This is a genomic window from Nocardia sp. NPDC055321 (genome assembly GCF_053645575.1).
In genome coordinates this window covers 1-14,647 of the sequence record NZ_JBSHMS010000059.1, presented here as the reverse complement: position 1 = coordinate 14,647, position 14,647 = coordinate 1, and the positions used below count along the sequence as shown (strand labels likewise).

The following is a 14,647-nucleotide window of genomic DNA, read 5'->3' as shown; positions in this document are numbered from 1 at the left end:
CCTTCTTGGCCCCCCCCCCGGGTGGTGTGGCCCCCCCGCGGCCCCCCCCGGGGGGGGGGCCCCGGGGGGCGCCCCCCCCGCCGCCCCCCCACTCCGCCTACGTCCCCGGTGCACGCCGGAAACCGAGACCACGGGGCCGCATCCCGGTGCGGCCCCTCGCCCGGGGTGCGGCCCTCCTGTCCATTCGATGGGCCGCACCCCAAACGTGTTCGTCCGCAGCGGAATAGCGGGCCGCCGACACCGCCATCCCGCATGCTGGGCTCATGAGCACGAACCCGGGTGCGACCGCCGACAGTTCGGATCCCCTGCTGCTGGAGCAGCGGCGGCGACTGCTGCGCGAGCGGCTCGCGGCGCTGCGGCACGAGGTCGACGACCTGGCGCGGGCGTACCGCGAGCTGCCCGAGAGCGGGCTGCTCCTGGACACGCCGGGGGTCGGCGCGCTCACCTCCCCGCACTACTGCGTCGCCGGCGCCACCGAGGTTTTCGAGGAGGCGCTCCTCGAACTCGACGCCGCCGACGACGCCCTGGACCGCGCCGGGAACTACACCGGCAGACTGCGCCGCGCGATACTCGACGGCTGACTACCGGCCGAGCCGCCCGCCGCGAGAACCTCGGGACTACTTGCCCGCGTTCAGAACCCACTCGCTGTCGTTGACATCGACCTTCTTGCCGTCGACGAACACCGTCGGGGTCGCGGCCTTGTCGCTGCCCAGGGCGGACTTCAGGGAGCTGATCGCGGACTCGGCGTGGCCGCGGGCCGTCTCGAGGCGATCGCCGGTGATGATGCAGCTGACCACATCGGCCGAGGCGCCCGCGTTCTTCGCCAGGGCGGCCAGGGCCGCGTTGTCGTGGTCGGCCGCGCGCTCCTCGGGCTGGTCGGTGGTGAACAGGGCCGTGTGGAACTTCGCGTAGACGGGACCGTCGCCGGCCTGGGCGACGCACTCGTTCGCCGCCACCGCGCGAGTGGAGTAGTCCTTGCTGCGCGAGGCGTCATCGAGGAAGTTCACCAGGCGGTAGCGCACCGCGATCTTGCCCTCGTCGACCTGCTGCGCGATCTCCTGGCCGTAGCGGCGCTCGAGCTGCCCGCAGGCGGGGCACAGCGGATCCTCGTAGATCTCAACGGTTTTCGCGACGCCCGACTTGCCGAGCACGATCGCGCCGTCGGAGTCCAGCGCGACGCTCACCTCGGGGTTGTGGGAGGAGCCGTAGCCGTCGTTGCGCACCTCGTCCCCACCACCGCTCCACTGCATGACGGCGAAGACGATCAACCCGATCACGACCACGGCGACCGCCGCGAGGGCGTAGGTGGTCTTGCTCGAGACCGGCCGCGGAGTGTGTTTCGAAGACGGTGTGCTCACCCCGCCCACTCTGCACCACCGCGCGCCCGAACGCCCACCCACCCCGCCGGGAACGCCCGCGCCGTTCCGCGCCCGACGCCCGGCGCCGGCCACGACGGCCTCTCCTCACCACGCGAGCAGCGTCACACCCGCCGCATCGGCGCGGGCCCCGATCACACCACCGGCGTAGGCGCGGACTCCTTGCGATGCAAGGTCTCCGGCACCGCCAGCCACGCCGCGGTCGCCGAAGCCAGCAGCACACCCGTCACCCCGAGCGCCAGCCCGTACGACACCTGATCAGCGAGCAGCCCGATCAGGTACGGCCCGAGGAACGTGCCCAGGTCGGCGGACATCTGATACCCCGCAAGCACCGGCCCGCCACGCGTGTTCGGCCCGACGATATCGGCCACCGACGCCTGCAGCGCGGGCGAGAACATGCCCGACCCCAGCCCCGCCACCGCCGAGGCGACGAGGAACCACGGCAGGCTCGGCGCCAGCCCCAGCCCGGCGGTGCCCAGCGCGCAGACCAGCGTGCCCGCGATCAGGAACGGCTTGCGCCCCAGCGTGTCCGACCAGCGCCCGGACAGGAACAGCACCGCCGCGTTGCCCGCCGCGAACACCGTCAGCGCCACACCCGCCATGGCCGCGCCCTCGTCGAGCACCTCCACGACGATGAGCGGCACCAGCGCCATACGCACGCCGAACACCGCCGCGCCGTTGCCGAAATTGGACCAGAGCGCGGCCCGATACGCCGGGTTCGCCAGCCCCTCGCGGAAGGTCATGATCCGCATAGCGCCGGCGGTCTCCGGGGTGACCAGCGGGGAATCCTTCAGCGCCACATACACGATCAGCGACGCGATCAGCAGCGCCACGCAGTAGATGAGGAACGGCGCGCGCAAACCCAGGAAGGTCAGCGCGCCGCCGACCAGCGGCCCGCTGATCGACCCGATCAGAAAGCTGGTCGAGTACACCCCGGACACCCGCCCGCGCTCGGCGGGCGGCGACATCCGAATCACCAGCGCCAGCGAGGACACCGTGAACATGGTCGACCCGATACCGCCCAGCGACCGCAATACCAGCAGCTGCCAATAGGTCTGGGCGAACGCGCACGCCCCCGTCGACACCGCCACGATGATCAACCCGGTCAGATAGACCGGCCGCTCCCCCAGCCGCTGCATGAGTTTGCCGCTCATGGGCGCGAAGATCAGCCGCATGAGCGCGAAGGCGCTGATGATGAACGAGGCCGCCGCGACCCCGACACCGAAGCTGCGCGCGAACTGCGGCAGCGCGGGCGCGACGAGACCGAACCCGATCGCGATGGTGAACGCCGACCCCACCAGTACCCAGATCTCGACCGGCAGGGCCTTGGATCTAGCCACCGTTCAGGGCCTGTCCCACCATCTCCTCCGCGGCCGCCTGCACCTGCGCGAGATGCTCGGGCCCCTGGAACGATTCCGCGTAGATCTTGTACTTGTCCTCGGTGCCGGACGGGCGGGCGGCGAACCAGGCGTTCTCGGTGGTGACCTTCACCCCGCCCAGCGCCGCACCGTTGCCGCGGGCCCGGGTCTGAATGCCGGTGATCGGTTCCCCGGCTATCTCCTTCGCGGTAATCATGTCCGGCGTCAACGCCGACAACCGCGCTTTCTGTTCCACGGTGGCGGCGGCGTCGATCCGGTTGTAGGCCGGGCTCCCGTATCGCTTCTCGAGCTCGGCGTAGCGCGTGGACGGGCTCTGCCCGGTGACCGCGGTGATCTCCGCGGCCAGCAGCGAGAGCAGAATCCCGTCCTTGTCGGTGGTCCACACGGTGCCGTCCATGCGCAGGAACGAGGCCCCCGCGCTCTCCTCACCGCCGAAAGCGAGGCTGCCGCTGAACAATCCGGGCACGAACCATTTGAACCCGACCGGCACCTCGTACACGTCGCGGCCGAGCACCCCGACCACGCGATCGATCATCGAGGAGGTCACCACCGTCTTGCCGATCTTGGTCAGCGCGTCCCACCCCATCCGGTTCGCGATCAGGTACTCGATCGCCACCGCCAGGTAGTGGTTCGGATTCATCAGTCCCGCATCGGGAGTCACGATGCCGTGCCGATCGGCGTCGGCGTCGTTGCCGGTGGAGATGTCGTAGTCGTCGCGAATCGCCACCAGCGAGGCCATGGCGTAGCGCGAGGACGGATCCATCCGGATCTTGCCGTCGCTGTCCAGGGTCATGAAGCGCCAGGTCGGATCGACGAACGGGTTGACGACCTCGAGCTCCAGGTCGTACCGCTGCCCGATCTCCTCCCAATAGTCCACGCTCGCACCGCCCATGGGGTCCGCGCCGAGCCGGATCCCGGCCCCGCGCACCGCGTCCAGGTTCAGCACGTTCGGCAGATCGCCGATGTAGCGGTCCAGGTAGTCGTAGCGCTCGACCTTGCCGGCCAGCGCGGTGGCCAGGCTCGTGCGCTTGACGTCGGCGAGCCCGCCGCGCAGCAGTTCGTTCGCGCGGGCGGCGATCGCGTCGGTGGCGACCGTGTCGGCGGGCCCGCCGTGCGGCGGGTTGTACTTGAACCCGCCGTCGCGGGGCGGATTGTGCGACGGCGTGACCACGATCCCGTCCGCCTGATGCCGGGTGCCGCCGCGATTGTGCCGCAGCACCGCGTGGCTCAAAGCCGGTGTGGGCGTGTACCTGTCCCGCGCGTCGATCATGGTGGTGACGTCGTTGGCGGCGAGCACCTCGAGCGCGGTGGTCCACGCGGGCTCGGACAGCGCGTGCGTGTCACGGGCCAGGTACAGCGGCCCGGTGATGCCGCGACTCGCCCGGTACTCCACGATCGCCTGCGTGATGGCCAGGATGTGCGCCTCGTTGAAGGCGACGTCGAGGCTGGACCCGCGATGGCCCGAGGTTCCGAAGGACACCAGCTGCGCGGGCACGGACGGATCCGGGATGCGGCTGTAGTAGGCCGTCACCAGGTGGGCGATGTCCTCGAGATCCGTGGGCCGCGCGGGACGTCCCGCGCGATCGTGAGCCATGCTCGCACCGCCCTTCCGTATCGCCTGCGCCCGGCTGGTCATCAGCATCACGGTCCCACCCGCCACCCGGACCGGGCCGCGACCGGACGTGCCTCGCCGCCGATCACTACGTTCGCCACCGCATAGCTGTCAACGCTCTCCTCAGCCCATCGAATCGTTGCACAGCCGAACGTACCGAGCGCGGCCGGTGCCCCGCGAGACCCGATTCCCGCGGCGCCGAACTCCCAATGATGCGCTCCCACAGCGTCCGGCGGGCTCGCAGCCCCCGATTCGGCGGCTTTCACCCGCGGCGCGCGCGGCGTACGGACGCCGGAGGCTCGCGGAGCCCGCACCCGATCGGGCAGATAGCGGGCCGTCATGCCGACCCTATCGCCCCGTGTCACCGGTGCGGCCGTCATCGCCGAACCTCACCCATCACGTGCCCCCGTTCCGTCGAGCCGTTCCGACATCCACCGTGCCACGCCCGTCCCCGCCACGCGCCCGGCGATATCGACCACCGTCCCCCGAGGTGGCCGGGCGCGGAAGGGATCCGGCCCGTTTCCAGCAGTCTACGAACTTCCGGGCCGTCGCAGCAGGGGCGCGATCTCGCCGGCCGGGCCGAGGCGGTCACCGGCGCGTCCCCGAACTCGCGCCAGTTGTTTGCCATTTCACTGCGAAAGGGTGTGTTGCTGAAGCCGAATGAACGCCCGGAACTGCAAGGATGGTGCGGCTTGCCAGGTGTTGTCCCATCGGCCACGAGGAGAGCCAACTTTGTCGGTACGGCAGTCGATCAGAAGCATGCTGTTCCGAACCTGCGGAATTGCCGCAGTAGCGATCGCGGTGGCGACCAACGCACCCACCGCGCACGGCGCGGTCTACCCCGTTCCCGAGGCGGACGGTTTCTACTACGCCCCAGGCGATCTCGGCGCCAGCGCACCCGGCGATGTCCTGCGCTCGCGCATGGTGGGCGTCCACGGCTGGCCCGGTTCCACCGTGTGGCAGTTGCTCTTTCACTCCACCGATTCCAGCGGCGGCCCCATCGCCGCGGTGACCACGGTGATCGTGCCGCCCGGCGGCGGCAACCACCCGCTGGTCTCGTACCAGCCGTTCGTGAACTCGCTCGGCCTGCAGTGCGCGCCGTCGCACGCGCTCTTCGACGGCGGGCTCAAGGAATCCGCCGCGCTGAACATGCTGCTGGCCCGCGGCTGGGCGGTGGCGGTTCCGGATCACCTGGGACCGACCAGTGCCTACGGCGCGGCTCGGCTCGGCGGCCAGATCACCCTCGACGGCATCCGCGCGGCCAAGCGTTTCGCCCCCGCGGGCCTGGGTGATTCACCGGTCGGCATGGTCGGCTACTCCGGTGGCGCGATGTCCACCGGCTTCGCGGGCGCGCTGGCCGCGGAGTACGCGCCCGAACTGCCCATCGTCGGCATCGCCATGGGTGGCGTGCCGGTGAACCCGGGCAAGATGGCCATTCAGGTCGGTGACACCCCGCACCCGCTGTTCGGGCTGGGCTTCGCGGTCGCGATGGGCATGGAACGGGAGTACCCGGGCGAACTGCCGCTCGGCAACGCCCTGACCCCCGCCGGCTTCGCCATGCGCGATCGCATCGCCAATGCGTGTGTGGACGACATCATCTCGGCCGGCGCGGGCCACACCATCGGGGAGATGTTCAACCCGGGCATGGAGAACGACCCGACGCTGATCAGCACCTTCCACGCCAACGCGCTGGAGATCTACCCCGGGGTGCCGCGCGCCCCGATCTACCAGTGGCACGGCGGCAACGATCAGGTGCCGCTGGATCTGGCGATGAACACCGCCGCGAAGTACTGCGGCGCGGGCACCCCGGTGCAGTTCGACGTCATCCCGGGCACCGATCACCTCACCGCGATCGCGCCCGGCACGATGAACGCGATGGGCTGGATCGGTGATCGTTTCGCGGGCAGGCCCGCACCGTCCAACTGCCGCTGACGCTTTCGGCGGTCGCTCGAGTACAACACGTGTGAACACGACAGGGGCCCACTCGCGAATCGCGAGTGGGCCCCCGTCGTACCGCGGGACGGCCGGTACCCGAGTCGCCGCGCGCTCGTTCGTGAGATCGGCGCGCGGCTATTCGAATCTCAGTGCGCCAGAACCGGTTCACCCTCCGACGGCTGCGGGACAGTGTTGGGCATGATGAATCCGGTGATCACCGCGCCGACCACGAAGATGGCCGCCGCCCACCAGAAGGTGGTGGTGTAGCTCTGCACGGCGGCCTCGGCCAGCGTCTGCGGCGACGGAACCCGCTCGGCCACATAGTCATCGAACGAGGACGCCGCCAGCGTGCTCAGCAGCGCGGTGCCGATGGAACCGCCGACCTGCTGGCTGGTGTTCACCATGGCCGAGGCCACGCCGGCGTCGGTGTGATGCACGCCCGAGGTCGCGCCGATGAACGCGGTCGACATCGCGGTGCCGAGGCCGACGCCCATGAGGATCAGGCTGGGCAGGATGTGCGTGGCGTACGCGGTGTCGACGCCGATGTTGGTCAGCAGCGCCATGCCCACCGCGGCGATCAGGAAGCCCGCGACCACGGTCGCGCGCGGCCCGACCCGGGGCACCAGCAGCGAGGGCACCGTCGTGGAGGAGGCCACCATGCCCGCGACCATCGGCAGGAAGGCGACGCCGGTGACGATCGGCGAGTACGACAGCGACTGCTGCATGTAGTAGGTCAGGAACAGGAACATCGCGAACATGCCGATGCCGATGGCGAACACGGTGATGTAGGACGCGGCACGGGTGCGGTCCAGGACCACGCGCAGCGGCAGCAGCGGGTTCTTGACGCGCTGCTCCAGGAACACGAACACGCCGAGCAGGATCACGCCGCCGATCAGGAAGCCCAGGGTCGCCGAATCGGTCCAGCCGTCGGTCTCGGCCTTGGAGAAGCCGTACACGATGGCGAACAGCGCGGCGGTCACCGAGAGCGTGCCGGGCAGGTCCAGCTTGGGCCGCTCGGTGGCGGTGTGCTTGGCCAGCAACAGGATCGCGCCGACCAGCGCGACGGCCGCGAAGACGAGGTTCACGTACATGACCCAGCGCCACGACGCCCATTCGGTGAGCGCGCCGCCGAGCAGCAGGCCCAGCGCGCCGCCGGCGCCCGCGATGGCGCCGAAGATGCCGAACGCCTTGGCGCGCTCACCGGGCTCGGTGAAGGTGACAGTCAGCAGCGAGAGCGCGGCGGGCGCGAGCAGCGCGCCGAACACGCCCTGCGCGACACGCGAGGCGACCAGGATCTCGAAGTTGGCCGCGGCGCCGCCCACGGCCGAGGCGACGGCGAAGCCGATGAGCCCGGCGATGAAGGTGGTCCGGCGCCCGAACAGGTCGGAGAGGCGGCCGCCCAACAGCAGCAGGCTGCCGAACGCCAGGGCGTAGCCGGTGATCACCCACTGGCGGTCGGCGTTGGAGAAGCCCAGATCGAGCTGGGCCTCGGGCAGTGCGATGTTCACGACGGTCGCGTCGAGCACGACCATCAGCTGTGCGACGCCGAGTACGGCGAGCACCCACCAGCGCATGGCGTGCGATCCGCGCCTGCCGTCACCGGCCGGCGCGGGCGCCGCGGGCTCTTTCTCGAGAGCTGTCGTCATGGTTGTTCTCCTCGTCCCCTAGGATTAACGGAGAGCCCATCTCCGTTTACCGATCAAAGCTAACAGCTAAACGGAGAAACAGCCTCCGGATAATCCCGTCTCCTGTTAGGATCTGGGTGTGAATCACGTCACCACCGCGCCCCCACCTCGGCGTTTGCGCGCGGACGCCGCCCGCAATCAACAGCGGATCATCACCGCGGCGAGCGAACTATTCGCCGAGCACGGTCTCGAGATCACGCTGGACGATGTCGCCGCCAAGGCGGGCGTGGGCGTCGGCACCGTCTACCGCCGCTTCGCGAACAAGCAGGAGCTCATCTCCGAGGTGTTCGACCAGAACGTCTCGGAGTTCGCGGCCGCCGTGGACACCGCGCTACACCACCGCGACCCGTGGCAGGGCCTGGTCGAGTTGTTCGAATACGCCTGCCAGCACATGGCCGCCAACCGCGGGCTCAGCGAGGTGCTGCTCGAGATGCGCGACAGCATCGACCGCTTCACCTGCGTGCGCGATCGCATCCAGCCCGGCATGCATCAGGTCGTGCAGCGCGCCAAGGATTCCGGCGTCGTGCAGCCCGACATCGAACCCGGCGACTTCTTCGCCCTGGTGAACATGGTCGACGGCGTGGCCGGCTTCGCGCGCACGGTCAATCCCGAGGTGTGGCGGCGCTACGCCGCGGTCGTCCTCAACGGCGTGCGCGGCGACTCGGTCCCGCGCCTGCCGCTGAACGTGCCCGCGCTCACCGACGACGAGGTACACGCGGCGAAAGTCGCGATCTGCGAGAAGAGCAAACGCTGACGATCACGCCCGCGGGACCGGCCCACCGGTCCCGCAGCGCGAGAAGCGGAAGAAATTCGCACTCCAGCTAGCTTTTGGTCACATTCCAGTAGCGCACATCACACTGCGGGTTTAAAGTTGGTCGCATGACCAACTCATGGGTGAACTGGGCCGGAGATCAGAGCTGTTCTCCGGCGTCCTTCGCCGCACCGGGCTCGCCCGAGGAAGTCGCCACCGTGCTGGCGCGGGCCGAGGCCGCCGGGCACACCGTCCGGGTCGCCGGATCGGGCCATTCCTTCACCGAGACCGTGCTCACCGACGGCACCCTGATGCGCCTGAACAAGCTCGACAAGATCCTCTCGGTGGATCGCGCCACCGGCCTGGTCCGCGCCGAGGCCGGCATCACCCTGAACGCCGCCAGCACCGCGCTGCACCCGCTGGGCCTGGCCTTCCCCAACCTCGGCGACATCGACGTGCAGTCCATCGCGGGCGCGACGGCCACCGGCACCCACGGCACCGGCGCCAAGCTCCAGAACCTCTCGGCCGCACTGCATTCGGTGGAGCTCATGCTCGCCGACGGCAGCCGGGTCGAGCTCAACGAGCAGACCGATCCCGACGGCTGGCGCGCCGCGCGGGTGAATGTCGGCGCGCTGGGCGTGGTCACCGAGGTCACCATGCAGATGGTGCCGTCGTTCGTGCTCGAGGGCGTCGAGCGGCCCGAGCCGGTCGAGGACGTGCTGGCCGACCTGGACACCCACGTCGACGGCAACGAGCACTTCGAGTTCTACATGTTCGCGCACAGCCCGCTGGCGATGACCAAGCGCAACAACCGGGTCGAGCTGCCCGAGCAGCCCCGGCACCCGGTCGTGGACTGGTTCTCCGACATCCTCATCACCAACCACACCTTCGACGCGCTGTGCAAGCTCACCCGCGCGCAGCCGAAGCTGATCCCGTACGTGCAGCGGGCCGCGGCCTACGCCGGCAGCTACCGCCGCCAGGTCGAGCGCTCGCACCGGGTCTTCGCCAGCCCCCGGCTCTTCCGCTTCACCGAGATGGAATACGCCATCCCGCGCGAGCATTCGGCCGACGCGATCCGCGAGATCAAAGAGGTCGCCGCGCACTTCGACACCGTCATGCCGATCGAGGTGCGCTGGGTCGCGCCGGACGACGCCTTCCTGTCCCCCGCCGGCGGCCGCGAGACCTGCTACATCGCGGTGCACCAGTACGCGGGCATGGAGTACGAGCCCTACTTCCGCGCCTGCGAGCGGGTGTTCGACCAATACAACGGCCGCCCGCACTGGGGCAAGCGGCACTTCCAGACCGCCGAGACCCTCGCCGAGCGGTACCCGGAGTGGGAGAAGTTCGCCGCGGTCCGGCGGCGGTTCGACCCCAAGGGCCGTTTCACCAACAACTACATCGAACGGGTATTGGGACCCGTGGGCTGAGCCCACGCCGCAACCTCCCCGAGCCGGGTGCACACGCACCCGGCTCGGCGCTTTTCTGGGCACCGGGTCCGGAGCCGACTATGCTCATTTGCTGAAAGATCGCTACAAGTGCGTTTCTGTTCGTCGGACTGTCCCGGATGCACGCCCGGTCCCCGGGTGTGACCACACGCGAGGAGGTTTCGATGTCTGAGATCAACGACAAATTCGATGAGGCGGCCGGCAAGGCCAAGGACGCCGCCCAGGATGCCGAAGCCAAGGCGCGTGAGGCCGCCGACAAGGCGAAGTCCGCGACACAGGACGCCGCGAAGGACGCCGAGGGCAAGGCGGACCAGGTCGAGGAGAAGATCAAGGACGCGGTCGAGGACGTCCGGGAGAAGGTCGGCGGGTTCGTCGACAGGATGAAGGACAAGCTCGGCGGCGGCGCGAAGTAGCCGCCGGTATGCCGACGAATGAGGATAACGGTCTGACCGCCGCCGCCGGGCAGCTCGCCGAGAAGGCCAGCGGAGCCGCCGCCGAACTCTCCGACCGCGCGAGTACCGCCGCGGCCGACCTCGCCGATATGGCCAAGGCGTTCGCCGACAAGATCAACACCGAGGATATGCAGGGCACCCTCGAGGACGTGCGCGCCAACCTCGAGCACGCCGCCCAGGACGTCATGGCGGCGGTCAACGCGATCGTCGAGGCCTTGAAGGACCGGGTCGGAAAGTAGGCCATCGGGTGCGGGGGCACCGGTCCCCGCACCCCCGCACCCGGACACCCGTGCGACTCGGCGAGGTCGAGCACGGTTGCGCCGCGGCGCGGTTCGAACCACTCGACGGAGGACGGCTGCCCGTGAGCGCACCGAAGACCACCTCGTCCGATCCGGCGCCCGTGCATCCCCGGGCGGCGGTGGCGCCCCGGGTGTTCTGGCCATCGGCGATCGTGGTCGCCGCCTTCACCGTCTACGCCATCGTGTTCCGCGATCTCGCGGCGCGCCAGGCGAAAGCGCTGCAGGACAACGTGATCGGCGGATTCGGCTGGTACTACATCGTCATCGTGACGCTGTTCGTGGTGTTCGCGATCTGGCTCGGGGTGGGGCGCTTCGGCGACATCACGCTGGGACAGGACGGTGAGCGCGCCGAATACTCCATGGGCGCTTGGCTTTCCATGCTGTTCGCGGCGGGCATGGGCATCGGCCTGGTGTTCTGGGGCGTGGCCGAGCCGCTGTTCCACTACGACGATCCGCGGCCCGGCGTCGGCGACACCGCGGCCCAGCGCGCCGACGCCGCCATGGTGCAAACGTTCCTGCACTGGGGAATTCACCCCTGGGCCATCTACGTGGTGGTCGGGCTGGCCATCGGCTACTCCATTCATCGCAAGGGCAGGCCGGTCTCGATCCGCTGGTCGCTGGAATCGCTGGTGGGCGATCGGATCCGGGGCTGGCGCGGGGACGCCATCGACATCGTGGCGGTCATCGGCACCGTGTTCGGCGTGGCCACCTCACTGGGCCTGGGCATCCTGCAGATCTCGGCGGGTCTGAACTATCAGGGCTGGCTGCACGAACCCGGTAAGGGCCTGCAGGTGGTGCTGATCCTGGTGGTGACCGGACTGGCCACCATCTCGGTGGTGACCGGCGTCGACAAGGGCATCAAGCTGCTCTCGCAGGCGAACATGGGCATCGCGGGATTGCTGATGCTCTTCATACTGGTCGCCGGGCCGACACTGTTCATCGTCAACGACCTGGTGCAGAACATCGGGGCGTACATCCAGTCGCTGCCCAAGATCAGCCTCTATACCGGTGCGACCGAAGGCCCGACCGGCACCGCGTGGACCCAGCAGTGGACCGTCTTCTACTGGGGCTGGTGGATTTCCTGGGCGCCCTTCGTCGGGGTGTTCATCGCGCGCATCTCGCGCGGGCGCACGGTCCGCGAATTCGTGGCCGGGGTGCTGCTGGTGCCGACCCTGCTGACCTTCGTCTGGTTCGCGGTCTTCGGCGGCGCGGCCCTGAACCGCGAGATGTTCGGCGGCGGCGGCCTCGTCGGCCCGGACGGCCCCGATCGCGACAGCGCCCTGTTCGCGCTGCTGGACACCCTGCCCGGCGGCAGTCTCACCGCCGGCCTGGCGATCCTGGTGATCGTGCTGTTCTTCGTCACCTCCGCCGATTCCGGCGCGCTGGTCATGAACATGCTGTCCTCGGGCGGCAATCCGGAACCGCCGACCTGGAGCCGGGCCTTCTGGACCTTCGCGACGGGCGGCGTCGCCATCGCCCTGCTGGTGGCCAGCGGCGAGGGCGCCTCGGCGCTGACCACCCTGCAGACCGTAGCGATCCTGATCGCGCTGCCGTTCAGCGTGGTCATGCTCGCCATGTGCTGGGCCCTGGTCCGCACGTTCCGGGCCGAGCAGGCGGGGCGAAAACCGAAGAAGTAGCACGTGATTCAGGACGGCGGCGCGACGACGGCGGATCGCGGCGCGACGGCGGGAGCGGCGGGCCGCCACCCGGGCGGGGCGAAGATGTAGCCGAGCTTGTCCCGCAGGCGGTGCGCGCCGCGGACGTCGCGGACGATGTTCACGTACTCGCCGTACTCCAGCTTCAGCAGGTTGTAGGTGCCGACCGGGGTGGTCAATCCGTAACGGGGACGGTGCAGTTCGGCCTGGAACGTGCCGAACATCCGGTCCCACACGATGAAGATGCCGCCGTAGTTCTTGTCCAGGTATTCCGGGTCCGATCCGTGGTGCACCCGGTGGTGCGACGGGGTGTTGAAGATGTACTCGATCGGGCGGGGCAGCTTGCCGACGGTCTCGGTGTGGGTGAAGAACTGGTAGATCAGGTTCAGGGTCAGCGCGATGTAGATCGCCCACGGCGCGAAGCCCAGCAGTGGCAGCGGCGCCCAGAACAGCGCCTCGGACCAGGGGTTCCACTTCTGCCGCAGCGCGGTGCCGAAGTTGAAGTACTCGCTCGAGTGGTGCGCCCGGTGCGCGGCCCAGCCGATCCGGACCCGGTGCGAGAAGCGGTGATTGAAGTACAGCGACAGGTCCACCACGACCAGCAGCAGCGCCCAGCCCCACCAGGTGTCGGTGGGTACGTGCCAGGGCGCGACGGCCCACAGGTAGCTGAACCCCAGCAGCACACCGAGTTTGAGCAGCAGTGACGAGATCAGCGAGAGCAGGCCCATGGACAGGCTGGTGCGGGTGTCCCGGGCCAGGTAGCCGGTGACCTCGTCGCGGTCCCGCAGCGTCCACACCTCCACCGCGATGAAGAGGAAGAAGCCTTTTCGGCCACTCCCACCCCGTTCGGTCGACCGTCGCCACTACCTCCGGCAATCTACCAACCGGGCCGCCGCTCCTGCCCGGACGTCGACCCGGCGGGGCGGGACGACCGGGTTCACGAACCCGGCCCGGGGAGTCATAGCCCACCCCGGACGGTGTGATGTGAGCGTCGTCAAGCCGGGTGCACCGAGTTCGAATCACGTGGTCCGGAGCCTTTAGACTGCGGCGAAGTACATAACGGAGTCGTCACGGATGGGGTTACACAGCGTCATGCTCAAGGGTTTCAAAGATTTCCTGATGCGGGGCAATGTTATCGATCTCGCGGTCGCGGTGGTCATGGGTACCGCCTTCACCGCCATCGTGACCTCGGTGACCAAGGGCCTACTCGAACCGCTGCTGGCCGTGCTCGGCGGGAACAGCGAATTCGGACTCGGCTTCCAGATCATCGGCAGCAAGCCGGCCACCTTCGTCGCCCTCGGCCCGATCATCAGCGCGGTCATCAACTTCATCACCGTCGCCGCGGTGCTGTATTTCATCCTGATGGTCCCCATGACCCACCTGCAGCGCCGGCTGGCCCGCCAGACCGAGATCAAGGCCGATCCCACCGAGATCGAGCTGCTCGTCCAGATTCGCGATCTGCTGGTCGAGCAGAACGCGGGCAAGTCCGGCGCGGAGTCGGAGTCGAACACGGTCACCACCGCCACCTCCGCCGTCAATCCGGCATCGGTCCACTCCGCGGCCGTCACCCCCGGCGTCCCGGCGCGGCATCCGGAGCGCGCCGACAAGTAGGCCGCGATTCTCCTCGAACCGGACGTCTTCGGTCCGCGCGCCCTGCCGCGGACCGCACACGGACTATCGTGCTAGCCAGAGTGTTGCTGCTGTCCGGCCGGTAGGCGTCTATCCGAGGAGGCTCGCACGTGGGTCGCATCCCGCCCCGGGAACTTTCGCAGGATCGACCCGACAGCAGCGCCGAGCCGATGCCCGGTCGCTGGGCCATGCTCGCCGTGCTGTGCGCGAGCCTGGGTCTGGTCGCCATGGACGCCACGATCCTGAACGTGGCCCTGCCCTCGCTGATCGATCACATGGCGCCCAGCCCGATCCAGCAGCTGTGGATCGTCGACCTCTACGGGCTGGTGCTGGGCGGCCTGCTCATCACCTGCGGGGCGATCAGCGATCGATTCGGCCGCAAGCGGCTGTTCATCACCGGTTTCGTGCTGTTCGGCCTGGCCTCGGTGG

The 14,647-nt window shown here is 69.1% G+C and carries 14 protein-coding genes; 9 read left to right on the top strand and 5 right to left on the bottom strand.

The window, feature by feature from the left end:
• Positions 1–263: 263 nt before the first annotated feature.
• The gene (locus tag ACWIGI_RS41365; protein WP_454209163.1) at positions 264–581 is read left to right on the top strand and encodes a hypothetical protein; all 318 of its coding nucleotides are present in this window, start codon (positions 264–266) and stop codon (positions 579–581) included.
• Between the two features lie 36 nt (positions 582–617).
• Here ACWIGI_RS41365 and ACWIGI_RS41360 read toward each other — a convergent pair whose 3' ends face one another.
• From ACWIGI_RS41360 to pgm, 3 genes are all read right to left on the bottom strand, one after another.
• Positions 618–1,358, bottom strand: a complete 741-nt coding sequence (locus ACWIGI_RS41360) for a DsbA family protein (protein WP_454209162.1) — start codon at positions 1,356–1,358, stop codon at positions 618–620.
• A gap of 152 nt (positions 1,359–1,510) precedes the next feature.
• On the bottom strand, positions 1,511–2,716 hold the full coding sequence (locus ACWIGI_RS41355; protein ID WP_454209161.1) for an MFS transporter: 1,206 nt from the start codon (positions 2,714–2,716) through the stop codon (positions 1,511–1,513).
• Entirely contained in the window at positions 2,709–4,349 is a 1,641-nt protein-coding gene (gene pgm, locus ACWIGI_RS41350; protein WP_454209165.1) for a phosphoglucomutase (alpha-D-glucose-1,6-bisphosphate-dependent), read from the bottom strand. The genes ACWIGI_RS41355 and pgm overlap by 8 nt, the downstream gene beginning before the upstream one ends.
• A gap of 777 nt (positions 4,350–5,126) precedes the next feature.
• Here pgm and ACWIGI_RS41345 point away from each other — a divergent pair.
• Positions 5,127–6,299 carry a lipase family protein gene (locus tag ACWIGI_RS41345; protein WP_454209160.1) on the top strand — a complete coding sequence of 391 codons (1,173 nt, stop codon included), beginning with the start codon at positions 5,127–5,129 and terminating at the stop codon, positions 6,297–6,299.
• 149 nt (positions 6,300–6,448) lie between these two features.
• Here ACWIGI_RS41345 and ACWIGI_RS41340 read toward each other — a convergent pair whose 3' ends face one another.
• Complete coding sequence (locus ACWIGI_RS41340; protein ID WP_454209159.1) at positions 6,449–7,948, bottom strand: MFS transporter; 1,500 nt, start codon at positions 7,946–7,948, stop codon at positions 6,449–6,451.
• 118 nt (positions 7,949–8,066) lie between these two features.
• Here ACWIGI_RS41340 and ACWIGI_RS41335 point away from each other — a divergent pair, with 118 nt between their 5' ends.
• From ACWIGI_RS41335 to ACWIGI_RS41315, 5 genes are all read left to right on the top strand, one after another.
• Positions 8,067–8,741, top strand: a complete 675-nt coding sequence (locus ACWIGI_RS41335) for a TetR/AcrR family transcriptional regulator (protein ID WP_454209158.1) — start codon at positions 8,067–8,069, stop codon at positions 8,739–8,741.
• Positions 8,742–8,866: 125 nt separating this feature from the next.
• Complete coding sequence (locus tag ACWIGI_RS41330) at positions 8,867–10,165, top strand: D-arabinono-1,4-lactone oxidase (protein WP_454209157.1); 1,299 nt, start codon at positions 8,867–8,869, stop codon at positions 10,163–10,165.
• Positions 10,166–10,347: 182 nt separating this feature from the next.
• Positions 10,348–10,596 (top strand): hypothetical protein, encoded by a 249-nt coding sequence (locus ACWIGI_RS41325; RefSeq protein ID WP_454209156.1) that lies wholly within the window; start codon positions 10,348–10,350, stop codon positions 10,594–10,596.
• An 8-nt stretch (positions 10,597–10,604) separates the two neighbouring features.
• Positions 10,605–10,874, top strand: a complete 270-nt coding sequence (locus ACWIGI_RS41320) for a hypothetical protein (protein ID WP_454209155.1) — start codon at positions 10,605–10,607, stop codon at positions 10,872–10,874.
• Positions 10,875–10,996: 122 nt separating this feature from the next.
• The gene (locus ACWIGI_RS41315; RefSeq protein ID WP_454209154.1) at positions 10,997–12,571 is read left to right on the top strand and encodes a BCCT family transporter; all 1,575 of its coding nucleotides are present in this window, start codon (positions 10,997–10,999) and stop codon (positions 12,569–12,571) included.
• 8 nt (positions 12,572–12,579) lie between these two features.
• On the opposite strand, the gene ACWIGI_RS41310 is transcribed toward ACWIGI_RS41315, so the two are convergent.
• Positions 12,580–13,392 carry a sterol desaturase family protein gene (locus ACWIGI_RS41310; RefSeq protein ID WP_454209153.1) on the bottom strand — a complete coding sequence of 271 codons (813 nt, stop codon included), beginning with the start codon at positions 13,390–13,392 and terminating at the stop codon, positions 12,580–12,582.
• Between the two features lie 289 nt (positions 13,393–13,681).
• On the opposite strand from ACWIGI_RS41310, the gene mscL reads away from it, so the two are divergent.
• Together mscL and ACWIGI_RS41300 are read left to right on the top strand one after the other, a co-directional pair.
• Positions 13,682–14,200 (top strand): large conductance mechanosensitive channel protein MscL, encoded by a 519-nt coding sequence (gene mscL / locus ACWIGI_RS41305; protein WP_454209164.1) that lies wholly within the window; start codon positions 13,682–13,684, stop codon positions 14,198–14,200.
• 128 nt (positions 14,201–14,328) lie between these two features.
• Positions 14,329–14,647 (top strand): MFS transporter (locus tag ACWIGI_RS41300; RefSeq protein ID WP_454209151.1); only part of this gene is annotated, 319 nt, incomplete at its 3' end.